This window comes from Iamia sp., assembly GCF_035575815.1.
Taxonomy (GTDB): Bacteria; Actinomycetota; Acidimicrobiia; order Acidimicrobiales; family Iamiaceae; genus Iamia.
Window position 1 is genome coordinate 35,692 of record NZ_DATLXO010000076.1, and the last position, 21,512, is coordinate 57,203.

At 72.3% G+C, this 21,512-nt stretch carries 27 protein-coding genes; 5 read left to right on the forward strand and 22 right to left on the reverse strand.

Annotated elements, in window-relative coordinates; all coding sequences use genetic code 11:
* Positions 1-19 precede the first annotated feature (19 nt).
* Genes VNL12_RS08060 through VNL12_RS08070 form a run of 3 tightly spaced genes read right to left on the reverse strand, consistent with a single transcriptional unit; the run spans position 20 to position 1,150 of the window.
* Entirely contained in the window at positions 20-508 is a 489-nt protein-coding gene (locus tag VNL12_RS08060; RefSeq protein ID WP_325593350.1) for a hypothetical protein, read from the reverse strand.
* Positions 509-562: 54 nt separating this feature from the next.
* Positions 563-802: a hypothetical protein gene (locus VNL12_RS08065; protein ID WP_325593352.1), complete on the reverse strand. Its 240-nt coding sequence runs from the start codon at positions 800-802 to the stop codon at positions 563-565.
* Between the two features lie 15 nt (positions 803-817).
* On the reverse strand, positions 818-1,150 hold the full coding sequence (locus VNL12_RS08070) for a hypothetical protein (protein ID WP_325593354.1): 333 nt from the start codon (positions 1,148-1,150) through the stop codon (positions 818-820).
* 139 nt (positions 1,151-1,289) lie between these two features.
* Between VNL12_RS08070 and VNL12_RS08075 the strand changes: the two genes are divergently transcribed.
* A complete protein-coding gene (locus VNL12_RS08075; RefSeq protein ID WP_325593356.1) occupies positions 1,290-2,042 on the forward strand; it encodes a glycerophosphodiester phosphodiesterase in 753 nt (250 codons plus the stop codon).
* 32 nt (positions 2,043-2,074) lie between these two features.
* On the opposite strand, the gene lepB is transcribed toward VNL12_RS08075, so the two are convergent.
* The 11 genes from lepB to prcB form a co-directional block, all read right to left on the reverse strand.
* A complete protein-coding gene (gene lepB, locus VNL12_RS08080; RefSeq protein ID WP_325593358.1) occupies positions 2,075-2,896 on the reverse strand; it encodes a signal peptidase I in 822 nt (273 codons plus the stop codon).
* A gap of 10 nt (positions 2,897-2,906) precedes the next feature.
* Positions 2,907-3,914 (reverse strand): helix-turn-helix transcriptional regulator, encoded by a 1,008-nt coding sequence (locus VNL12_RS08085; protein WP_325593360.1) that lies wholly within the window; start codon positions 3,912-3,914, stop codon positions 2,907-2,909.
* Entirely contained in the window at positions 3,911-4,864 is a 954-nt protein-coding gene (locus VNL12_RS08090; RefSeq protein WP_325593362.1) for a WYL domain-containing protein, read from the reverse strand. Before VNL12_RS08090 ends, VNL12_RS08085 begins: the two co-directional genes overlap by 4 nt.
* A 10-nt stretch (positions 4,865-4,874) precedes the next feature.
* Positions 4,875-5,846 (reverse strand): DUF3866 family protein, encoded by a 972-nt coding sequence (locus VNL12_RS08095; RefSeq protein WP_325593364.1) that lies wholly within the window; start codon positions 5,844-5,846, stop codon positions 4,875-4,877.
* Positions 5,847-5,937: 91 nt separating this feature from the next.
* The gene (gene pafA / locus VNL12_RS08100) at positions 5,938-7,296 is read right to left on the reverse strand and encodes a Pup--protein ligase (RefSeq protein WP_325593366.1); all 1,359 of its coding nucleotides are present in this window, start codon (positions 7,294-7,296) and stop codon (positions 5,938-5,940) included.
* A gap of 66 nt (positions 7,297-7,362) precedes the next feature.
* Positions 7,363-8,409, reverse strand: a complete 1,047-nt coding sequence (locus VNL12_RS08105) for a hypothetical protein (RefSeq protein ID WP_325593368.1) — start codon at positions 8,407-8,409, stop codon at positions 7,363-7,365.
* Between the two features lie 7 nt (positions 8,410-8,416).
* The gene (locus VNL12_RS08110; protein WP_325593370.1) at positions 8,417-8,614 is read right to left on the reverse strand and encodes a hypothetical protein; all 198 of its coding nucleotides are present in this window, start codon (positions 8,612-8,614) and stop codon (positions 8,417-8,419) included.
* A gap of 67 nt (positions 8,615-8,681) precedes the next feature.
* Positions 8,682-8,969, reverse strand: coding sequence for an AzlD domain-containing protein (locus VNL12_RS08115; protein WP_325593372.1), 288 nt, complete (start codon positions 8,967-8,969; stop codon positions 8,682-8,684).
* A gap of 11 nt (positions 8,970-8,980) precedes the next feature.
* On the reverse strand, positions 8,981-9,691 hold the full coding sequence (locus tag VNL12_RS08120) for an AzlC family ABC transporter permease (protein ID WP_325593374.1): 711 nt from the start codon (positions 9,689-9,691) through the stop codon (positions 8,981-8,983).
* A gap of 20 nt (positions 9,692-9,711) precedes the next feature.
* Positions 9,712-10,596 (reverse strand): proteasome subunit alpha, encoded by an 885-nt coding sequence (gene prcA, locus VNL12_RS08125; protein WP_325593376.1) that lies wholly within the window; start codon positions 10,594-10,596, stop codon positions 9,712-9,714.
* A complete protein-coding gene (gene prcB / locus VNL12_RS08130) occupies positions 10,596-11,417 on the reverse strand; it encodes a proteasome subunit beta (RefSeq protein ID WP_325593378.1) in 822 nt (273 codons plus the stop codon). Before prcB ends, prcA begins: the two co-directional genes overlap by 1 nt.
* A gap of 90 nt (positions 11,418-11,507) precedes the next feature.
* On the opposite strand from prcB, the gene VNL12_RS08135 reads away from it, so the two are divergent.
* The 3 genes from VNL12_RS08135 (at position 11,508) to VNL12_RS08145 (ending at position 13,550) form a co-directional block, all read left to right on the forward strand.
* The gene (locus VNL12_RS08135) at positions 11,508-11,714 is read left to right on the forward strand and encodes a hypothetical protein (protein ID WP_325593380.1); all 207 of its coding nucleotides are present in this window, start codon (positions 11,508-11,510) and stop codon (positions 11,712-11,714) included.
* Between the two features lie 32 nt (positions 11,715-11,746).
* On the forward strand, positions 11,747-11,869 hold the full coding sequence (locus tag VNL12_RS08140) for a hypothetical protein (RefSeq protein ID WP_325593382.1): 123 nt from the start codon (positions 11,747-11,749) through the stop codon (positions 11,867-11,869).
* A gap of 208 nt (positions 11,870-12,077) precedes the next feature.
* Positions 12,078-13,550 (forward strand): HNH endonuclease signature motif containing protein, encoded by a 1,473-nt coding sequence (locus VNL12_RS08145; RefSeq protein WP_325593384.1) that lies wholly within the window; start codon positions 12,078-12,080, stop codon positions 13,548-13,550.
* Positions 13,551-13,717: 167 nt separating this feature from the next.
* Here VNL12_RS08145 and VNL12_RS08150 read toward each other — a convergent pair whose 3' ends face one another.
* From VNL12_RS08150 to arc, 4 genes are read right to left on the reverse strand one after another with little or no spacing between them, the layout of a single operon-like run.
* The gene (locus VNL12_RS08150; RefSeq protein WP_325593386.1) at positions 13,718-13,846 is read right to left on the reverse strand and encodes a hypothetical protein; all 129 of its coding nucleotides are present in this window, start codon (positions 13,844-13,846) and stop codon (positions 13,718-13,720) included.
* Positions 13,847-13,893: 47 nt separating this feature from the next.
* Positions 13,894-14,091 carry a ubiquitin-like protein Pup gene (locus tag VNL12_RS08155; RefSeq protein WP_325593388.1) on the reverse strand — a complete coding sequence of 66 codons (198 nt, stop codon included), beginning with the start codon at positions 14,089-14,091 and terminating at the stop codon, positions 13,894-13,896.
* A 30-nt stretch (positions 14,092-14,121) separates the two neighbouring features.
* Positions 14,122-15,633 (reverse strand): depupylase/deamidase Dop, encoded by a 1,512-nt coding sequence (gene dop / locus VNL12_RS08160; protein ID WP_325593391.1) that lies wholly within the window; start codon positions 15,631-15,633, stop codon positions 14,122-14,124.
* 18 nt (positions 15,634-15,651) lie between these two features.
* Entirely contained in the window at positions 15,652-17,430 is a 1,779-nt protein-coding gene (gene arc / locus VNL12_RS08165; RefSeq protein WP_325593394.1) for a proteasome ATPase, read from the reverse strand.
* 270 nt (positions 17,431-17,700) lie between these two features.
* On the opposite strand from arc, the gene VNL12_RS08170 reads away from it, so the two are divergent.
* On the forward strand, positions 17,701-17,940 hold the full coding sequence (locus VNL12_RS08170) for a ferredoxin (RefSeq protein WP_325593396.1): 240 nt from the start codon (positions 17,701-17,703) through the stop codon (positions 17,938-17,940).
* Positions 17,941-18,268: 328 nt separating this feature from the next.
* Here the strand turns inward: VNL12_RS08170 and VNL12_RS08175 are convergent, their stop codons facing one another.
* The 4 genes from VNL12_RS08175 to VNL12_RS08190 form a co-directional block, all read right to left on the reverse strand.
* Positions 18,269-19,426: a MarP family serine protease gene (locus VNL12_RS08175; RefSeq protein WP_325593397.1), complete on the reverse strand. Its 1,158-nt coding sequence runs from the start codon at positions 19,424-19,426 to the stop codon at positions 18,269-18,271.
* A gap of 9 nt (positions 19,427-19,435) precedes the next feature.
* Complete coding sequence (locus VNL12_RS08180; RefSeq protein ID WP_325593398.1) at positions 19,436-20,335, reverse strand: tRNA (adenine-N1)-methyltransferase; 900 nt, start codon at positions 20,333-20,335, stop codon at positions 19,436-19,438.
* Positions 20,332-21,276 carry an ATP-binding protein gene (locus VNL12_RS08185; RefSeq protein WP_325593400.1) on the reverse strand — a complete coding sequence of 315 codons (945 nt, stop codon included), beginning with the start codon at positions 21,274-21,276 and terminating at the stop codon, positions 20,332-20,334. Before VNL12_RS08185 ends, VNL12_RS08180 begins: the two co-directional genes overlap by 4 nt.
* Positions 21,273-21,512: MoaD/ThiS family protein (locus VNL12_RS08190; protein ID WP_325593402.1), on the reverse strand; the 240-nt coding region annotated here is incomplete at its 5' end. The genes VNL12_RS08185 and VNL12_RS08190, both read right to left, overlap by 4 nt.

Consider the following 21,512-nt stretch of genomic DNA (forward strand, 5'->3'; position numbering starts at 1 on the left):
GGCTCGAGCCCGACGGGGCTCATCCGGTGGCCCGCGCGTCGCCGTCGTCGTCCCGAGGCCGCAACGGGGTCACGTTGGCGCCGTCACCCCCGGGGTCAGAGGCCGCCTCGTCCACGGGATCCGGGGCCGGGCGGTCGGGGTCGGTGGCGGGGTCGTCGGGCGCGCCATCGACGGAGTCGGTGCCGGGGTCCGAGGAGGCGTCGATCCGGTGGTCGTCGGTGGCCGACGTGTCGATGATGCCGTCCTCGGCGGGCTCGCCACCGACCACGCGCACCTCGTCGTCGATCGCGCCCGGTGGACCGCTGAGGCGCTCCTCACCGGGTCGGAACGGGGCGTCACCGGGGTCCATGGCCCTCTTGATCTCCTCCTGGAAGCCCGATGACATGCGCCGCAGCTGGGCGACGTAGTGGCCCACCTGGCCCATGGCCTTGGGCAGCCGCTCGGGACCGAGCACGAGAAGGGCCAGCAGCAAGATGGCGAACATCTCGCCACCGCCGATGTTGAACATGATCCAACCCTACCGAACCGCTCCGTCGGCACCCCGGCGCGGTCGGCGTCGGGTTCACACCGAGACGTCGGCCGCCCGGGCGTGGAGGGTCGAGCGTCGGCGCTCCGTGTCCCGAGATGCCTCCCGCAACATCTCGGTGGCGGTGCCGAGCTCGTTCAGCCCGTCGGTGGCCGAACGCAGGGCGACCACGGCGGCATCGACGCGGAACAGGGCTCGCCCGGCCAGGGCGAAGGCCACCAGGGTGGCCAGCAGGGCGATGCACCACAGCCAGAACACGGCGTGAGCGTAGGTCATCGGGATATCAGCCCCTCACCCGTCGACGAGCCGGCCCAGCTCAGTGCTGAGGCGACCGTCGTCACCGAGGAGACGGTGGAAGTCGAGCAGGTCGTCGTGGTCGATGGGCTCGCCGACGCGCCGCTCGTCGAGCTCGGCGGGCAGCCGCCAGCGGTGCAGGCGGACGCCCGAGGCGATCAGCAGCTCCACGATGCGCGGCTCGGCCGCCTTGGCCACCGCCATCGCGCACCGTGGGCACCGAAAGGTGTAGGAGCCGACGCCGTTGTCGGCGCACACGCGCACCTCGACGTCCTCACTGGTCATCTCCACATCGCCGCAGTCGCTGCACGTCGCACGGATGGTGGCCATTCGTCTCCTTCGAGGACAGGGCGATCCCCGTCTCGTCTGACCTGTCACTGATCGGCCGCCCCGTCGCCCACTTGAGAGCCGGCGGCGATCGGATCCGGGCCTGCGCCGGGCGCCGGGCGCCGGGCGCGAGGATGGACCGGTGCCGACCCGTCACCCGTCGCTCCAACGGCCCCCCCTTGCATTCGCCCATCGCGGCGCCCGGGCCCACGCCCCCGAGAACACCCTGGAGGCCTTCGAGCTGGCCCTGCGGCTGGGGGCCACGGGTCTCGAGACCGACGCCTGGGTGACCGCCGACGGCGTGGCCGTCCTCGACCACGACGGCGTGGTCGGCCGCCGGCCCCGGCGACGCCCCATCGCCGGCGAGGCACGATCCGACCTCCCGGCGCACATCCCCTCCGCCGCCGAGCTGGCCCCCCTCCTGACCGACGAGGTCGATCTGTCGGTCGACGTCAAGGACCCGGCCGCCGCTGCTCCCCTGCTGGGCGCCCTGGGGGCCGATGACCCCACCCGGCTCAGCCGGGTCTGGCTGTGCCACGACGACCACGACCTGCTGGTGTCGTGGCGGGAGCTCGCCCCCCAGGTCCGCCTCGTCGACTCGACGCGCCTGCGGGCCCTGGGCCAGGGCCCCGAACGTCACGCCGCCCAGCTGCGGGCCCGGGGGATCGACGTGGTCAACCTGCACCACTCGGACTGGACCGCGGGCCTGGTGACGCTCTACCACCGCTTCGGCGTGCGGACCTGGGGCTGGGACGCCCAGCACCCGCGGATCCTCGACGGTCTCTTCGACATCGGCATCGACGGGCTGTTCTGCGACCACGTCGACCGCATGGTCGACGCCCTGGGGCGCGCCCGGGCGCCCCGACCGGACACCCGCTCGCCTCCCGTCGCCTAGACGGTCAGGGCGGACTGGTCACCGTCGGTCGGTCAGAGCCCGGAGAACTCGGTGAGGGGCCAGATCCGGACGAAGGCCCGACCCACGATGTCCGACTCCTCGACGGAGTGCGAGGTCCAGCAGCGGGCGTCCTGGGACATGGGCCGGTTGTCGCCCATCACGAAGACGGCGTCGTCGGGGACGACCCACCGCGGCTCGCCGCCGCAGATGGCCTCGGTCGCCACCCCCTCGGGGAGGTAGGGCTCGTCGCGGAGCTCGCCGTCGATGTAGACGTCGCCGTCGCGGAGCGACACGGTCTCGCCCGGCAACCCGACGACACGCTTGATCAGGTCCTCCACCGCCTGGCCGTCGACCTCCATGGTGGGCTCGCCCGGGGGCACCTTGAACACGATGATGTCGCCCCGGTTGACGTCGTGGAGCTTGTAGCTGAGCCGGTTGACGATGACCCGATCACGGCGGCTGGCGCCCATCAGGGTCGGCTCCATCGAGCCTGACGGGATCCAGAACGTCGTGAACAGGAAGGTCCGCACCACGAGGGCGACGACGACCGCGCCGGCGAGCACGGCGATCCACTCGACGGTCGATCGCACCCGCTGGTGACGTCGCTCCTCGGCGGTCGGGGGCCGCTCGTCGTCGGAACCGTCGCCGTCGCCGGAACCGTCGCCCGGCCTGCCGTCCATCGACTCGCCGACCGAGTCATCCCGCCGGTCGTCACCGGAGTCGTGAGACTGGTCGGCGGCGGGAACGTGAGCTTCGTCCTCGGCCCCATCGCCGCGGGCGGCGCCGACGGCCGAGGGGCCACGGCCAACGTCCTCGGGCCGAACGGGGACGGCCGGGTCGTCATCGAGGCTCACCGGGGCGACGCTAGTGCTGGGCGGGCTCAGTTCCGTAGCGGGCGAGCACCCGCCGGGCGGCCTCCACGCCGGGGTCGCCGGGCCCGAGGGCGGGATCGAGGTGGACGAGGCGCGCCGAGAGCCCGAGGCGGAGCAGCAGGCGTTCGGCCCAGTGGCGCGACACCACCACCAGGGTGGTCCGGAACGTCCCGTCGGGCTGCGGGTCGACCGACTCGACCGGGTAGCTCTCCACCACCCAGTAGGCGTCGGGCCCCAGGTCGACCACCATGCGCGGAGCATCGGCGTCGACCCGCAGGGCCGACGGCGGCGGGAGGTCGGCGGGCACGGTCGTGGTCTCTGCGAGCAGATCGGCCGCCACGATGCGATCGACGCGGAACTGCCGTTCGCCGACCGCCCGACGGCAGTGGCCCAGGAGATACCACGACCCGCGCTCGCGGAAAAGGCTCCACGGCTCGACGACCCGTTGGGTACGGGTGTCGCGCTCGACGTTCAGGTGGACGATCTGAACGGCCCGGTGCTCGTCGACCGCGGACTGCACCGTGGCGAACACCGCGGCGTCGCGCACGCCGAGGTCGATGTCGACCTGCTCGCCGACCTCGATGCCGAGGGCGGCCGCCACCTTCTCCAGCGCCCGTTGCAGGGCCGGAGCCCGGTCGTGGCCGTTCTCCTCGGCGGTGCCGATGCCGCTCAGCGCGGAGCCGGCCACGACGAGCGACAGCGCCTCGGGGGGCGTGAGCTGCAACGGCCGGTCGAAGGCGTGGAGGTGGACGAACACGCGGTCGCCCTCGAGGTACATCTCGACCGGCATCTCGAGGAAGTCGTCGCTGTCGGCGCCGATCATGCAGGCCAGCTCGAGATCGGCCAGCAGCACGGCGTCGGTCACCCCGAAGTGCTCGGCCGCCTCGCTGACCAGCGGCCCGTCGTGCTCGGCGATCCAGAGGATCGCCGCCAGGACGCGCTGCATCCGCCCGACGGCGGTCTCCCTCGGTGCCGAGCCGGGCCCGCGGCGCTCGTTCATCGGGCGCCACCATCCCCCGTCGGGGGCCGACCCACCAGCGCGGTGAGCCGCTCCACCACCTCGTCGCGCACATCCGCAGGCGAGAGCACCTCGGCGGCCTCGACGTAGCCGAGCACGAAGCTGCCCAGAGCGGCGACGTTGCGCACCCCCATCGTGAGCACAACCGTGCCGTCGTCGGCCTCCGTGGCCCCGGCACGGGGCGCAGCTCGCTGAGCCGCTTCGGCCCGATCGGCGTCGACGCGCACCCGCACCTCGCGCATCGGACCGTCGCCCATCGCCCAGGGCTCGTCGAGGACGTCGTCGGCGACGACCGGCCGGGGGGCGAACCCCTCGCGGGGCCCGGTCCGCACCGCGCTCTCGAAGCGATCGAGCCGGAACTGGCGCTCGGCGCCGCGCCCGGTGTCGAACGCGGTCAGGTACCAGCGCCCCTTGGTGAAGCGCAGCCGCAGAGGGTGAACGGTGCGGGGCACGGCGCGGTAGGTGAACTCGGCGGTGCGACGCTCGGCCACGGCCTGGAACAGAGCGACCACCGCCTCCCCCGCAGGCAGCTCGGTCGGCGCCGCGGCCACCGGCTGGCCTCCAGTGCCCACCCCCAGCTTGGCCACGCCCCGGCCGGGGTCGATGCCGGCGAGGCGCACGGCCGAGGCGGCCACGGCCAACGCCCGCCGCTCCTCGGTGGAGAGGCCCAGGTCGCGCAGGTAGGCCTCCTCGGGCCGCACCCGGTACCCGTCGACCGGTGGGTCGACGCCGGGGATCGGCTCGGGCCGCACGGGGTGACCGAGGATGTCGGCCAGCTCGACCTTGTCGCGCTCGAAGGCCCGGCGGAAGGCCACGGCGTCACCGCTGTAGCCCGGCACCCGGGCGCGGATCTCCTGGGCGGTGAGCGGCGTGGGCGCGTCGAGGAGGACCTGCAGCAGGGTCAGCAGTCGCTCGACCTTCTGGCTCGACACGGCGGCGATGCTAGGGATGGCCGGGGCCATCGAGCAGCGATGCCGAGTGGACCCCGGCCGCCGCCGCGGCCGCGAAGAAGAGCGGGTCATCGGCCGGTCCCCGTCCCATGGTCGTGACCGGCACCCCGATGGCGGCGAGGACCGCGGCGACATCGGGCGGCGCGACGGGGATCACCCGGTGCCGGGCCGGAGGCCCATCGAGCTCGAGACCGACCGGCACGGGGACGTCGACCCCCGACCGGGTGGCGTCGAGCACGGTCGTGCTGTGGTGGCTCACGCCCCGGTGTCGGGGGCGGAGGTCGGCCGACGACGCCCGCAGGCACGCCACGGCCCGGCCCCCCAGCCAGGCCGCGGAGTCGAGGACCGTGGCCTGGTCGAGGCCGCTGAAGCCGAGCCGTGAACCGGTGCCGACGCCACCGAGGCCCATCCCGGCCACTATCACCTCCGCGGCGAAGGCGTGGCGGGCCACCGCCAGCCCTGACGGGATTCCGACCGCCTCCCGGTCACCGCCGAAGGCGTGGCCGGTGGTCACGGTGCCGACGAGCAGGCCGGTCTCGATGAGCCGGTGCACGAGGTCCGACAACGCCAGGGGCAGAGCGCCGCCGTCGGTCATCACGTAGGCCACCCGGGTGCCGGGGCGGACTGCGGCCACGATCGCGGCGACCACGCCCAGCTGGCTGTGGACGCTGCAGGCCACCACCGGCGTGGCCGGCAGGCCGGTCGGGGCGTCGGGCTCGTGCTCCTCGCTCACCCCGACGTCGGCCTGGAGGCTGGTGTAGCGGACCTTCATGACGTGGCCCCCGGAGCCGCCCGACCAGTCCCGCCGGCTCAGGTTCCAGTGCACGACGTGCCAGCCACCGGTCCCGAGCCCGTGGTCGACCGCGGTGGTGTTGATCACCACGTCGTCGCCCACCGCGACCGAGCCGGTGAGGTCGGTGAGGACATAGGCCTGCTCGACCTCGGTGTCCGTTGCGGCGCGCACCCGAACACGCTGGAGCCCGGCGCGCTCAGAGAGCGTCTCGGTGACCGTCGCGGTCTGGTAGGCGGGCATCGGAACGGCGGGGGCGGTCGGCTCAGAGCGACGCTATGAGGCGCTCGACGCGATCGTCGTGGGCCTTGAACGGGTCCTTGCACAGAACGGTGCGCTGGGCCTGGTCGTTCAGCTTCAGGTGCACCCAGTCGACCGTGTAGTCCCGACGCTTCTCCTTGGCCGTGCGGATGAACTCGCCCCGTAGGCGGGCCCGGGTGGTCTGCGGCGGCACGTCGATGGCCTCGGCGATCTCCTCATCGGTGCACGTCCGCTCGACGAGTCCCTTGTTCTCCATGCGGTAGAAGAGGCCGCGGTCGCGGCTGATGTCGTGGTACGAAAGGTCGAGGAGCGCCACCCGGGGGCTCGAGAGCGCCAAGTCGTGGCGGGCGCGGTAGGCCTCGATCAGACGGTGCTTGATCACCCAGTCACACTCGCGGTCGAGGCCGAAGGGGTCCGACTCGATGCCCTTGAGGCAGTGCTCCCACATCTCGAGGGCCTTGGCCTCGTTGGGCTGCAGCGAGTTGGTCTGGGCGTAGCGGAGCGCCCGGTCGAGGTACTCCGACTGGATCTCGAGGGCGCTCACCTCCCGGCCGTTGGCCAGCTTGACCAGGGCCCGGCAGGTCAGGTCGTGGCTGATCTCCCGGATGGCCCGGATCGGGTTCTCGAGGGTCATGTCGCGCAGGACCACGCTCGGGTCCTCGAGCATCCGCAGCATGATGCTCGTGGTGCCGACCTTCAAGAAGGTGGTGTACTCGCTCATGTTGGAGTCGCCCACGATGACGTGCAGGCGCCGGTAGCGCTCGGCATCGGCGTGGGGCTCGTCGCGGGTGTTGATGATCGGGCGGCTGCGGGTGGTCGCCGAGGAGACGCCCTCCCAGATGTGCTCGGCTCGTTGGCTGATCGAGTACTGCGCCCCGCGCGAGGTGTGCATCACCTTGCCGGCGCCGGCGTAGATCTGGCGGGAGACGAGGAACGGGATGAGCACCTCGGCGTAGTGCCCGAGGTCGTCGCGCCGGCTCGTCAGGTAGTTCTCGTGGCAGCCGTAGGAGTTGCCGGCCGAGTCGGTGTTGTTCTTGAACAAGTAGATGTCGCCCCGGATGCCCTCGTCGCGGAGCCGGGCCTCGGCGCTGGAGAGCAGCTGCTCGAGGATCCGCTCCCCCGCCTTGTCGTGGACGACGACCTCGTGGACCGAGTCGCACTCGGGCGTCGCGTACTCGGGGTGGCTGCCCACATCGAGGTAGAGGCGGGCCCCGTTGGCCAGGAACACGTTCGACGAGCGCCCCCACGACACCACCCGACGAAACAGGTAGCGGGCCACCTCGTCGGGGCTGAGCCGGCGCTGGCCGCGAGAGACGCACGTGACCCCGTACTCGTTCTCGAGTCCGTAGATGCGCTTCTCCACGCCGCGCACCCTACCGGCGCGCCCGCCGGGCGGAGCGCCACGGCTCCGCCGTGGCATTCCGCGGCGTCAGGCAAACAGGGGTCCGAGTGGGTACCGGGTCAGAACGTCGCTCGCCCACTGACCGTCGTAGGGGCACGACGCCACGAGCAGGCCGCCGTCGGTCTCGACCTCTGCGCCACCGGTGCACCGGGGGCTCTCGTCCATGATCTCGGCGAGCGGCCCGGCGTTGTCCGCGGCATCGCCCTCCGCGTCGTGCCACAGCACCGTGACGGCGACGTTCCGGCCGTCCTCGTCGAGGGCGGTGCCGGCCGCCCCGCGCGCCCAGGCTGACTCGAGGGGACCGTCGCCGCCACCGGCGTCGGCTGCGTCGAACAGGAGGGACGCGGCGTAGACGCCGGCCTGGTCGAGGGCCCGGGCGACCTCGGTGACCCCCGGCCGAACCCGCGCCGTGTCGTCTTCGTCATCGGCCACGGCCTCGGTGCCGTCACCGTCGGCCCCGAAGACCACCTCGCCGGCGTCTCCGTCGACGGCGATGGCAGTCCCCGCGAACACATTCGCCGCCACGGGGTCGTCACCGCCCGGCTCGCGTTCTTGAGCGGCGCGGTAGACGGTCACGTCGCCCACCTCGGACTCCTCGACGGGACCGACGTCGTCCTCCAGGGCCGCGACCAGGGCGTCGGGTTCCACGTCGGCCAGGAGCAGGTCGCCGGGGACGCTCTCATCGGCGTAGCTGGCGTGGAAGGTGCTCAGGGGGAGGACCACGGGCTCGAACTGGAACAGGCGGAGCATCTCGACGAAGGGTGAGGCAATGGTGGGATCGGCCTCCCCGTCGACGAACACCGCCGCGAGGAGGTCCTCCTCCGCCACGTCCTCGGGCAGGTCGGCCCTCGCCCGGTAGCGGTCCAGGCTGAAGTAGGAGGCGAAGGGCGGGCCGTCGGGGTCATGTGCGGCGCGGGCCACGAACGCCTGGACCGAACCCGGGTCTGCTCCGGACGGCCCGAGCGAGCCCAGGCCGTCATCACCCCCGCAGGCGACCCACGGGGCGCAGACGACGAGCACGGCGGCGACGGCGAGGGACCGGCCCGCCCGGGACGGGAACGTGGAGGTGACCATGAGGGGCCTACCGACGCTCGGGCTGACGGGCCGACCACACGAAGAAGACGAACAGGGCAATGGCGACAGCCACCCCGGTGCAGACGGCGACCGCCAGGGTCGAACCGTCGAAGGCGACCTGGGCCACCGCGCTCCCGACGACCGCACCCAGGATCGCAACGCCCAATGACCCGAACCGGGCGAACCGATCAATGTCACGCGCCACCAGCCCGCGCTACCCTGCGCGCGGCAAGAGCCAAACCCCGCCCACGACGGTGTGGCGCCAGCGAGGCTCACGCCAGCACCCGGACGAGGGCCGTGGTCGCGCAGGCGGATGCCACCACGACGAGGAACGGAGCGCGACGCCACTGAGCCACCACGGCCACGGCCAGGCCGACCAGGCGGGCGTCGGGCACGATCCGGTCGCCGGTCGTCAGGCCCTGGAGGCCGATCAGGGCGGCGAGCAGGGCGACCGGGAGCAGCCCGGCGACGCGTTGCACCCGACGGTCGGCCAGCACCCGTTCGGGTACCGAGAGCCCGACCAGCTTGAGGCCGTAGCAGGCGGCCGAGCCGACGAGCACGGCGGTCCACATCAGCGCGGCCCCCGCCCGGGGTCGGGGTCGTCGCCGACCGGGTGAGGGTCGAGGTCGTCGCCGGCCACCGGCCCCCGCCGGATGAGGCCGGCCGCCACGGCCACCCCGGCGGCCAGCAGCACCGGCACGCCGCTCGGCACCAGCGGGGCCGCGGCGACGCCCACCGTTGCGGCGGTCAGGGCCACGGCCCACGTCCCGACGTCGCGCAGGCGCGGGGCCAACAGGGCGACGAAGGCGGCCGGGCCGGCCACGTCGAGGCCGAGGACGGCGGGATCGGACAACGCGGCCGCCCCGAGGGCCCCGACCAGGGTCATGGCGTTCCAGCCCACGAACACCGCGCTGCCGGTCGCCCAGAAGGCCAGACGGCCCGCCGCAACGGTGGACTGGGCCCCGCCCATGGCCGCGCTCTCGTCGATGACCAGGTGCGCGGCGGCCAGTCGGCGTCCACCCCGGACCCCCAGGACCGGCGACAGGCGGAGCCCGTAGAAGGCGTTGCGCACCCCCAGCAGGACTGCGGTGGCCGCCCCGGCGAGGGGTTGGGCTCCCCCGGCGATGGCGCCGACCATGGCGAACTGGGAGCCCCCGGTGAACATGAGGAGGCTGAGGGCACAGGCCTGCAGCGGGCCCAACCCGGCGGCCACCGCCACCGCGCCGAACGAGACGCCATAGGCCCCGGTCACCGCGCCGATGCCGGCCGCCGCCCGCAGCACCGCCCGGCGCTCGTCGGTGGTCAGGGGTCGGCGGTGCCGTCGGCCTCCGAGGAGGGCTCGTCGGCGGGAGCCCCGGCCGCGTCCGGGCCCGGCGCGCCGCCGGCCGGGGCGGCCCCATCGCGGTCGTGGGTCTCGGGCTCGTCGCCATCGTCGCCCGCGGAGCCGTCACTGCTTTCGGAGCCTGCGGCACCCTCGGACGCACCGATGTCCTCGGCGGCACCGGTCCCGCCGCCGAGGACCGCGGTGATCTCGGCGTCGGTGAGGCGGCGGAAGGTGCGGCGGCCGTTGGCCCGGTCGAGCACCGCGGCCTCGAGCTCGCCGGCCGTGAGGGCACGCTCCGGTCCGGCCAGCGCGGCGACGGCTGCCGCCAAGGCATCGGCCACGGGCGCGTCGGGTGAGTGGGTCGCCTCGAAGCGGTGGGCGATCACCTCGGCGTCGCCTCCCAGCACGGCCCGGTCCGGTTCGTCGATGACGGTGCCGTCGTAGAGGATGTGGAACAGCTGGTCGCGACCACCGTCCTCGGCGACCTCGGCCACCAGGATCTCCACCTCGAGCGGCTTCATCTCGTGGGTGAACACCTGGCCGAGGGCCTGGGCGTAGGCGTTGGCCAGACTCCGGGCATCGACGTCCTCGCGGCTGTAGGAGTAGCCCTTCAGGTCCGCGTGGCGGACGCCAGCCACGCGCAGCTGGTCGAACTCGTTGTAGCGGCCGACGCCGGCGAAGGCGATGCGGTCGTAGATCTCGCTGATCTTGCGGAGGGTGGCCGAGGGGTTCTCGGCGCAGAGCAGGATGCCATCCGCGCAGATCGCGGCGATCAGGCTGCGGCCCCGGGCGATGCCCTTGCGGGCGTAGTCGGCCCGGTCCTTCATGACCTGCTCAGGCGCGACGTAGAACGGCATTCCCATCAGATCTGGCCTCCGGCGGGGGCGGCGGTGCCCCGGTTGACCCGTTCGGTCTCGAGCAGCACCTCGAAGCGCTCCGCCATCTCCGCGTCGGGCACCCGCTGGTAGCCCTCGTCGCTGATCGTGGCGACCACCGGCCAGATGTTGCGCAGCACGTCGGGCCCACCGGTCGCGCTGTCCTCGTCGGACGCGGTCCACAGGGCCTTGAGCGCCAGGTCGACCACCGCACCACGATCCAGGTCGGGGCGGTACCCGAGCTTGACGACCGTGCCGGCGTGGAGCATGCCCGAGCCCGAGGTGGCGAAGTCCTGCTCCTCGTAGCGGCCGCCGGTGACGTCGTACTGGAACAAGCGCCCGACCCGGCGGGTCAGGTCGTAGCCCGCGAACACCGGCACCACGGCGAGCCCCTGCATGGCGGCCGGGAGGTGGTTGCGGACCATCTGGCTGAGCTGGTTGGCCTTGCCCTCGATCGACAGGTGCGAGCCCTCGACCTTCTCGTAGTGCTCGAGTTGCAGCTGGAAGAGGGTCACCATCTCGACTGCGGGCCCCGCTGCCCCGGCGATGGCGACGCCGGAGAACCGGTCGGCGGGGAACACCTTCTTGATCGAGCGGTGGCTGATGAGGTGCCCCGAGGTGGCCCGCCGGTCACCGGCCATGAGCACGCCCCCGGCGTAACGGACCGCCACCACCGTGGTGCCGTGGGGCACCCGAAGGTCCTCGGCGAGGGTCGCACCGGGAGTGTCGGGGGCATGGCCGACCCGACGGACCAGTCCCGCGAAGTCGGGGCCCGGGTCATCATGGGTGCTGAACAGGGGCAGCGTCACGGTGGCGACCCTAACGGGGCTGCACCCCCGGTCGGTACAGTGGCGCGCCGCCGGGGTTCACCGCTTTCTCCTCTCTGTACCGAGATACCCATGACGAAGACGTCGGTCGTCATCGACCGTGAGCTGGCCAGGACCGCACAGGCCGTCTTGGGGACGAAGAACCTGCGGGAGACGGTCGATGCCGCGTTGCGTGACGTCGTCGATGCACGACGCCGCGTCGAGCTGATCGAGGTCCTCCGCCAGGAGGGCCGGTTCGACTTCGCCGCCGCCGAGCAGGCGTGGGGCGGAGACGCATAGATGTCGCGCGTCGAGTTCTCGTCGACGGATTGATGGCCGCCGCAGCCGAGCGGGCCGGTCTGTCAGTGCGGCACCATGACCGGGTCCTCGAGCGCATCGCCCACGTGACCGGCCAGCGCGACGACTGGGTCATCCGGAGCGGGTCCGCCGACTGAACCGACCACCGCCACGCTGTCTGCCGGAGGTCGGCCACGACCACGCCCGGGTGACCATCCACGGTGCTGTGGTCGTCCTGCCCCCAGAGATGGGCGGCGTTCACCTTCCGTCTCTGGATGGGACAGCGCGCACGGCGGCGGATGGGTCCCCGTGGGTTCCTTCCGTCGGCTGATCTCACTGTCGTACCCTCAGGGTACAGTTGTTCCCATGACGACGGACCTGTCACTCGAAGCGGCACAGGAGACCGACCGGGTCCGGCGCGCCTTCGACGACGAGCTCGCCGGGGTGGCCGGGGTGCGCAACGCGGCTGACGCCCGCCTCGTGGATCTGGTGGTGCGGGCCCTCGCCGAGGGTCTGTGGCAGGGGCACCGGATCCACACCCCGGTGCAGTGGCTGATGTGGCGGGCCGGGGTGTCGCGGACGGTGGCCCGGCGAGTGGTGGCTCTGGCTCGGCGGGCTCCGGTGTTGCCGGTGACGATGACCATGTTCACCGGGGGGCGGTTGTCGTTCGATCAGGCCGCCACCGTGGCGAGGTTCACCCCGGGAGAGTTCGAGGCGTCGGTGGCTGAGATGGCCCAGTTCGCCACCGTGGCCCAGATCACCACCGCAACCCGGTCCTACGGTTTTGACACCGAAGCCCGACCCGCTGATGCCCCCGAGCCGACCCCTGACGAGCCGGTCCTCCCACCGCCCGAGCCCGAGGTCGACCGCGAGGTGGCGTTCGGGACCGAGGAGTCGGGGCTGTGGTGGGCCCGGATGCGCCTCCCTGCTGATGAGGGCCTGGCCATGGAGGGAGCGCTGACCGCGGCGCGGGAGCGGCTGCACTCCGAGGCCCGTGCGGCGGCCAAGGCCGCCGCCCGGGCGGAGGGCCGGTCGACGAAGGATCTCGACGTGCGGCCCCCGTCGTGGGCCGATGCCGCGGTCGGGGTGGCCCACTCGATCCTCGCCGGCGGCGCCGGCGGCGCGGAGATGGCCGCCCGCAGTCGGATCCTGTTGCACCTCGAGACCCCCGAGGGTGAGCGGGGCCGCGGGCGGTGGATGGGGTCGCTGCACCTGGGGGGTGTGTTGCCTGATGAGCTGCGCCGGTACCTGTCCTGCGACGGCGACGCCCAGATCATCTGGCACACCAACGGCACCCCGGTGAACGTGGGCCGTGCCCATCGCATCGTGCCCCGCCGCATCCGCCGCCTCATCGAGCACCGCGACCGCGGCTGCCGGGTCCCGGGCTGTGACCAGTCCTACTGGTTGCAGGTCCATCACATCGTCCACTGGGAGGACGACGGTGAGACCATCACCGCCAACCTCATCTGCCTCTGCTCGGCGCATCACCGGATGCACCACCAAGGGCTGTTGGGCATCGTCGGTCACGCCGATGACCCGAACGGGGTCACCTTCACCGACCGGTACGGCAACCACCTCAACGGCGCCACCCGGGCCCGACCCCCCAAGGTCACCGACATGCCGACCGTGGGCGCCTACAAGTGCCCCACCGGCGAACGCCTCGACCGCTCCGCCGTCCACTTCAACCGCACCCCGACCCCAGCCGACGACGCCGCAGCCGACGTGGGGCCCACCTCCGAGGGCGGCCCACCCGGCCGACACCGCCACACCCACTGCCGCACCACCGGCCGGACCGACGCCGCGACCCCTGACGGATCACGAGCCCCACCGGCGCCCTGAACCAGAACGAACGAGCAAGCACAGCGCCCCAATGCCGTCGGGCCCCCACCCCACGCGACGGTCTGCCTCGACACGTTCCCCGTCATCGGCGGGGCCACCGGTGCCCCGAGGTCGGCGGGGATGCCTGGTCGAACCTTGCCAGCGGTGCGCGATGGCGGGCTGTGACGTCACCCCGGGCCGTCACCGCCCTGCGGGAGGAGGACGAAGAAGGCGACATAGGCCACGACCACGCACCCGACCAAGAACGCCGTCGCCGCGACGGCACGTCGCAGGAGGTCCCGAGTCTCGGACCGCACGGCCGACCGCCCACACCGCTCCCCATGGGACGTCGCCGATGTCAGCCCTACTGGCCGCCCTTCTGCACGTAGGAGCGCACGAAGTCCTCGGCGTTGGTCTCGAGCACGTCGTCGATCTCGTCGAGGAGGTCGTCGATGTCGGCCTTGATCTCCTCGCCGCGCTCGCTGGTCTGCGGCGCCTCCTCCGCGACCTCGTCGGTCTTCCGCTCAGGTGCGGTGCGCCTCTTCTGCTCCCGTTCAGCCATGTCGTTCTCCGTCTGGTCGGCCCACCTCGGTCATGACGAGAGCCGGGCGACCAGCTCGGCCGGGGTGGAGCACTCATCCAACAACCTACCGACGTGGGCCTCGGTCCCACGGGAGGGTTCCATCATCGGCACCCGGCGCAGGGGCTCGGACCCCACGTCGAAGACCAGGGAATCCCAGTTGGCGGCGACGATGCTCGAGGCGAACTTCGCCAGGCAGCGGCCGCGGAAGTAGGCCCGCGTGTCGGTGGGCGGCTCGGTGACGCCTCGAGCGACCTCCGCGTCGGTGGTGATGCGCTCGAGCCCGAGGCGCCCGGCGAGGCTCCGCTCGGGGCGCAGATCGTGGTACTGCAGGGCCAGGGCTGCGACCCGGTGGTCGGACCAGCTGGTGTCGTGGCGCTCGGTCCACCCGTCGATGAGGCGCCGCTTGGCGACCCAGTCGACCTGACCGGCGACGGAGTCAGGGTCGGTCTCGAGGCCGGTGAGCACCTGTTCCCAGCGGCGCAGGACCTCGGCCCCGACGTCGGGGCCGACGGACTCCATGCCCCGGTCCTCGGCCCACTTCTTGGCCCGATCGAGCAGCTCGAACTGCACCTCGAGGGCGGTCATGGCGACGCCGTCGACGGTCTCGATGGTCCGGGCCAGGCCCGGGTCGTGGGACACGGCGCGGATCGCAGCGACCGGGTTGCGGATGGCCAGGGTGCGATCGAGCACCTCGTCTTCGACCATGGCCAGGATGATCGCGGTGGTGCCGACCTTCAAGAAGGTGGCCACCTCGGCCAGGTTGGCGTCGCCGGCGATGACGTGGAGTCGCCGGTAGCGCTGGGCATCGGCGTGGGGCTCGTCGCGGGTGTTGACGATGGGCCGCTTGAGGGTCGTCTCCAGCCCCACCTCGGCCTCGAAGAAGTCGGCTCGCTGGCTCAGCTGGTAGGTGACGTCGTCGTCGCCACCCTGGCCCGATGCCTCGACCCCGACCTTGCCGGCCCCGGTGAAGATCTGGCGGGTCACGAAGTGGGTGGTCGCGGCGGTGACGATGCGCCCGAAGGGCACCGCCCGGTCCATCAGGTAGTTCTCGTGGCAGCCGTAGGAGTTGCCCTTGCCGTCGGAGTTGTTCTTGTGGACGACGAGCTCCTGGCCCGACGGCAGCATCCGGCCGGCGGCGGCCATGGCCCGACCGATGATGACCTCGGCGGCCCGGTCGAAGATCACCACTGAACGGGCATCGGCGCACTCGGGGCTGGAGATCTCGGGGTGGGCGTGATCGACGTAGAAGCGAGCGCCGTTGGTGAGCACCGCGTTCACGAGGTGGGTCTCCACCTCTGGCGGAGCGGCGTCGGCCGGCGCACTGCCCCGTGCATCGCGCCCGGGCGACTCATCCTCGAAGTCCCAGCCCACCGATGGGCTGCTGGCGGCCGCGGTGACCGCCAGCTCCGACACGTATGCGTTGATCAGCAAGCTCGAGGCCGAGACCGGGTTCGACTCGGCCACGCCACGGTGGACGATGCCGTACTCGGTCTCGATGCCGCAGATCTTGGTGATGGCCATGGTGGTGGTGCCCGGGGGCTAGAGGTACTGGCCCGTCGCGACCCGCTCGATGGAGCGACCGCCGGCCACCTCGCCCTCGCCGTCGGTGTCGTCGTGGGTGACGATGGTGCGCACGTAGACGATGCGCTCACCCTTCTTGCCCGAGATCTTGGCCCAGTCGTCGGGGTTGGTCGTGTTGGGCAGGTCCTCGTGCTCCTTGTACTCCTGGTGGATGGAGGCGAGGAGGTCGTCGGTGCGGATGCCCTTGGGCGACCCGGCCAGGTGGCGCTTGATGGCCAGCTTCTTGGCCCGCCGGACGATGTTCTCGATCATGGCTCCCGACGAGAAGTCCTTGAAGTACATGACCTCCTTGTCGCCGTTCTGGTAGGTGATCTCGAGGAACTGGTTGGCCTCGTCGACCCGGTACATCTCGGCCACCGTGGTCTCGATCATCGCCTGGGTGCACTTGTGGCGGTCGCCGCCGCCCAGGCTCTCGACCTCGCCCTCGTCGAGGGGGAGGTCGGTGGTCAGGTAGCGGCCGTAGATCTGGGTCGCAGCGGCCTCATCGGGACGCTCGATCTTGATCTTCACGTCGAGGCGGCCGGGGCGCAAGATGGCCGGGTCGATGAGGTCCTCGCGGTTGGACGCGCCGATCACGATGACGTTGCGCAGGGTCTCGACGCCGTCGATCTCGGCGAGGAGCTGGGGGACGATAGTCGACTCCATGTCCGAGCTGATGCCGGTGCCCCGGGTGCGGAACATCGAGTCCATCTCGTCGAAGAAGACGATGACGGGCCAGCCCTCCTCGGACTTCTCCCGCGCCCGCTGGAACACCAGTCGGATCTGGCGCTCGGTCTCGCCCACGTACTTGTTGAGCAGCTCGGGGCCCTTGATGTTGAGGAAGTAGCTCTTGGCCTCGGCGTCGCCGGCGACGTCGGCCACCTTCTTGGCGAGGGAGTTGGCGACCGCCTTGGCGATGAGGGTCTTGCCGCAGCCCGGGGGCCCGTAGAGCAAGATGCCCTTGGGGGCCGGGAGCTTGTGCTCGGCGAAGAGGCCGGCGTGGAGGAACGGCAGCTCGACGGCGTCGGCGATGGCCTCGATCTGGGAGTCGAGCCCACCGACGTCGGAGTAGGAGATGTCGGGCACCTCTTCGAGCACGAGCTGCTCGACCTCGGCCCGGGGCAGTCGCTCGAGGAGCAGCCCGGAGCGGGGATCCATGCGGATGGCGTCGCCCGAGCGCAGCGGCTCGTCCCGCAGCGACGGCGCGACCTCACAGACCCGCTCGTCATCGGCGCGGCCGACGACGATTGCTCGGGTGCCGCCGTCGATGACCTCCTTCAGCGTGACCAGCTCACCGGTGCCGTCGGGGGCCCGGGACAACACGATGGTGAACGACTCGTTGAGCACCACCTCGGCCCCGCGCTCGAGGTCGTCGCCGACCTCGGGCAGCACCGCCACGCGCATCTTGCGGCCGCCGGAGAACACGTCGACGGTGCCGTCGTCGTTGACGCCCGCCACCGAGCCGTAGGCCGAGGGAGGCTGGGTGAGCTTGTCGACCTCGTCTCGCAGCGCGGCGATCTGGTCGCGCGCCTCGCGCAGGGTGTAGGCGAGCTTCTCGTTCTGGCTGACGGCGTGGGCCAGCTGGCCCTTGGTCTCGAGCAGGCGCTCCTCGAGGGTGCGGACCCGCTTGGGCGCGTCCTGGAGGCGGCGCCGGAGGACCAAGACCTCCTCTTCGAGGGCGGCGGCCTGGTCGCGCAGCTCCTCCAGGCTCGCTGCGTCCTCAGCGTCGCTGTCTCGGTGCTCCTCGACGGGAACCACCTCCCGGGCCGTTCGTCGTCGCCCCCTCGCCTGCGGCTTTGGGGCCTCGGCGGCACCCTATACCGGCCTCCGGGCGATCCGACGGGCGGCAACGCCGGGTACCCACGACCCCGACACGAGCACCGGACCGTCGGTGGCGACCCTGTGCCCCATGACCTTTGCGCGGATGGTGCCGGGTTTATTGGGCCGTCGGCTACCCTGGGACGCAGACCCGCCGGGACGCTCCCGGCCACGGACGACGAGCGCTCTGCTCAGGAGGCGAAGGGAACGATGAAGGTCTGGATCGACCAGGATCTGTGCACCGGTGACGGCCTCTGCGAGGAGATCGCCCCCGATGTCTTCACGCTCCTCGACGACGGCTTGGCCTACGTCAAGGAAGGCGACAAGGTCTTCTCCGATCCGGGCGGCGCCGAGGGCCTCGCCGTCATCCCCGACGGCCAGCTCGAGGCGACCATCGAATCCGCCGAGGAGTGCCCCGGCGAGTGCATCTACATCGAGCCGCCGGAGTGATGCCGCGGCGTCGCTGACGCCGCCCCCCGACCCAACGACGCCGACCGAGGGCCCGATGCGGGCCCTCCGACTCGCGTCCTGCGGCAGGCCGAGGCGAGCGGGTCTGGATGGGTCACCGTTGCCGGGCTGTGGGCGCGAGCGGCTCGGCGCGAGCCCGCGCCGGCGACCGACACGGCCAGGCGACGTCCGTCCTCGGTACGAGATCCGGTGACATCCACGGGATCCTGTACCAAGAACTGACGCGCAGAGGCCGGCGAGGAGGACAGACGGCGCAGGCCCGGCCGCCCGGCTGAGACGGCTCAGACAACCCAGGGGACGGCGGCGCGGCTCAGGCGGCGCAGCGGCCGGCGGAGACGGGGTCGGCGGCGACCTGTTCGAGCACGGCACGCAGCTCGTCGGTCGATACCGCGTAGGCGACCCCACCGCGGTCGGGGGCGATGGCGAAGGCCACGCCCACGACCTGGCCGGAGGTGTCGACCAGCGGCGACCCCGAGTCGCCGGGGGCCAGCTCCGCGGCCAGGATGAGCACGTCGCGCGAGGTCCCCGGCTGGCCGTAGATGTCGGTGCCGACCGCGTTCAGCCGCTGGCGCACCACGAACGGCGACAGCTCGAGCCCACCGCCGCCGGGGTGCCCGAAGGTGGCGCCGCGCTGGTCGACGGCGGAGTCCACGACCGCCAATGCGGGTGCGTTCAGCCCCGGCGCCCGCAGCACAGCGAGGTCGCGCTCGGGGTCGAAGGCCACCAAGGTGGCCTCCACCCGGTTGCCGTCCTGGCGTTGGAGCGTCGTGGCCGGCTCGCCCGCCACCACGTGGGCGTTCGTCACGACCAGGTCGGGGCCCACGACGAAACCGGTGCCCTCCTGGATGCGGCCGCATGCCTCCCCTTCGACCTTGACGATCGACCGGGCGACCTCGGTGGCTCGGGCCTCGTCGAAGCCGGTCCCGGCCGGTACCGGGCCCACGTCAGGGCTGCGGTCGACGCCCTCGAACGCCTGCGGGTAGCCCTCTCCGAGGAGCCGCCGCAGGGTGCGGGTCGCGTCCGGCGCCGCGGGCAGGGTGTCGGTGAGCGTCGCCACGACCCGCGACCGCCGGACCTCCCGTGCCTGCCACCCCGACACGTCGGCCAGCGCAGGGACGAGCAGCCACACGAGGACGAGGAGGCCCACGACGCCGGCGGCGGCCCCACCGACGGAATCGGCCCGCTTGCCGGCCGGGCTGGTGATGCCCAGCTGAGCCCGGTTGCCGACGAACACCCCGAGCGCCTGGCCCAGCGCGGCTCCGCCGAGGAGCAGCCCGACGGCGACGAGCAGCAGCTGCGGGCGGTTGCCCGGATCACCGACCGACTCGATGACCCGGGGCAGCAACCGGGCGGCGACCACGACGCCGAGCAGCATCCCGGCCCACGACGCGGCGCGGGCCACGAAGCCCAGCCGGTACCCGCCGACGGCCGCGAGGACCAGGGCGACGATGAGGAACAGGTCGAGCACCGGGGACCGCTATCGGCCGAGCAGCCGGGCGCTGGTCAGGAAGCCGGTGTGGCCCACCATCCGGTGGTTGGGCCGCACCGCCTGACCCTCGATGTGCCAACCCCTGTTCATGACCTCGACGGTGTCGGCCATCGTGAAGCCGTGGCGGTCGAGCTCCTGGCGCAGCTGGACGGCCTGGGTGATCTGCGGGGTGTAGGCCACGAGGATCCCGCCCGGCAGCAGCGCCTCGGTGGCCGGCTCCACCACGCGCCACGGCTCGGGCAGGTCGAGCACGACCCGGTCGAGCTCGCGCTCGTCGATGCCCTCGTAGCAGTCACGCACCTCGACCCGGTACCGGTCGGCCACCTCGGCGCCGAGGAAGCCGTGCACGTTGCGCTGAGCCCGGAGCGCGAAGTCCTCCCGGATCTCGTAGCCGACGATGTCGGCGCCGCTGCGCAGCAGGCCCATGGACAGCGCGCCGGAGCCCACCCCCGACTCGAGCACCCGGACCCCGGGGTGGACGTCCGCGATCATCAGCAGCGGGCCGATGTCCTTGGGGTAGATGACCTGGGCACCGCGGGGCATCTTGAGCACGAAGTCGCTGAGCGTGGGGCGTAGCACCACGTAGCGCGAGCTGCGGGTGGAGCGCACCTCCCGACCGGCGTCGGTGCCGATGAGGTGATCGTGGGCGATGAAGCCGGCGTGGGAGTGGAACTCCCCGCCGGCGATGAGGGTGACGAGGTAGCGCCGGTGCTTGGCGTCGACGAGCAGCACCATCTCCCCCTCCTGCAGGGGCCGGACGGGCGCCCGCGGCGCCTCGGGCCGAGGGGCGGGCCCGGGAGCACCCGCGGTGTCGGGTCCAGTGGCGGGCTCCGGAGCCCGCGTCGCGTCGGGTTCGGGGCCGAGATCCGCGGCGGGCTCGTCGCTCAACGGGACCTCCGCCGGGGGCGCAACGTCACCGGCTCGGCGGCGCGGGCCTGGCCGGCCAGTCGGCAGAACGCACAGGTGTCACCGGTGGTCGGCGCGCCGCACTCGGCGCACGGCGCAAGGGCGACGGGGTCCTCGTCGTCGGTCGCCGAGCCGAAGCGGTCGACGGCCCGGTCCAGGAACCCGAAGTAGAGGTCGTGCTTGGCCCCCGGAGAGCGCACCTCCATGTCGTTGAGCGTCTCCTTGTGGCCGAGGTGCCGGTTGCCGGCGGCCATCGGGCACTCCTCGACCTGGTAGTCGATGCCCCGCAGCACGCAGTACGCGGCCATCTCCCGCTCGGTCAGGCGAACGAGGGGCTTGATCTTCCGGGGGAACCCGTCGCCGGCGGGCAGGACCGGGCGCTGGCGGCCCAGGTAGTCGGTCTGCCACTTCACGACGTTGCCGAGCAGCACCGCCGCCTCGTCGTCGAGGTTGTGACCGGTGGCCAGAGCGTCGTAGCCGCCTTCGAGGGCGGCCCGGTCGAAGAGGTGGCGCTTGGACAGCCCGCAGGCCGAGCACGGCACCCGGCGGGTGGCGGCCGCCGCGGTCGGGACGTCGAAGCCCTCATCGGCACGGAGGTCGACCTCGATCAGGTGCAGGCCCCTCGCCTCGGCGAAGGCCCGGACGTAGGTGCCTGACGAGTCGCTGTAGTCGCCGATGCCGAGGCCGAGGTAGAGGCCGTCGACCTCGTAGCCCATCTCGGTGAGCAGGTCCCACAGGGCCAGGGAGTCCTTGCCGCCCGACACGGCCACGAGCACACGGTCGCCCCGCTGCAGCATGGCGAAGCGGGAGACGGCCTTCTCGACCTGGTCGCGGCACAGGCGCAGGAAGTGCTCGGCGCAGAAGTTGGCGTTGTGACGACGGATGTCGATGACCGCCGGGCCGCGGCAGACCCGGCACTTCACGGTGCCGATCCCCCGGAGATCACGGGTCGGACCTCGACCTCGGCATCGGCCGCCAACATGGCGTCGCGCGGGACGAGGGTGCCGTTCGAGATGACCAGGACGGTCTCCCGGTTGAGGCCGAGGCGATCGACGAGGACCGACGCGGTGACCGGGCCGTCCATCTGAACGACGCGAGTGGGGTTGCGGAGTCGGACCTGCACGGCGCCCATTCTGTCCGGCTCGCGGCGCAGGACCGC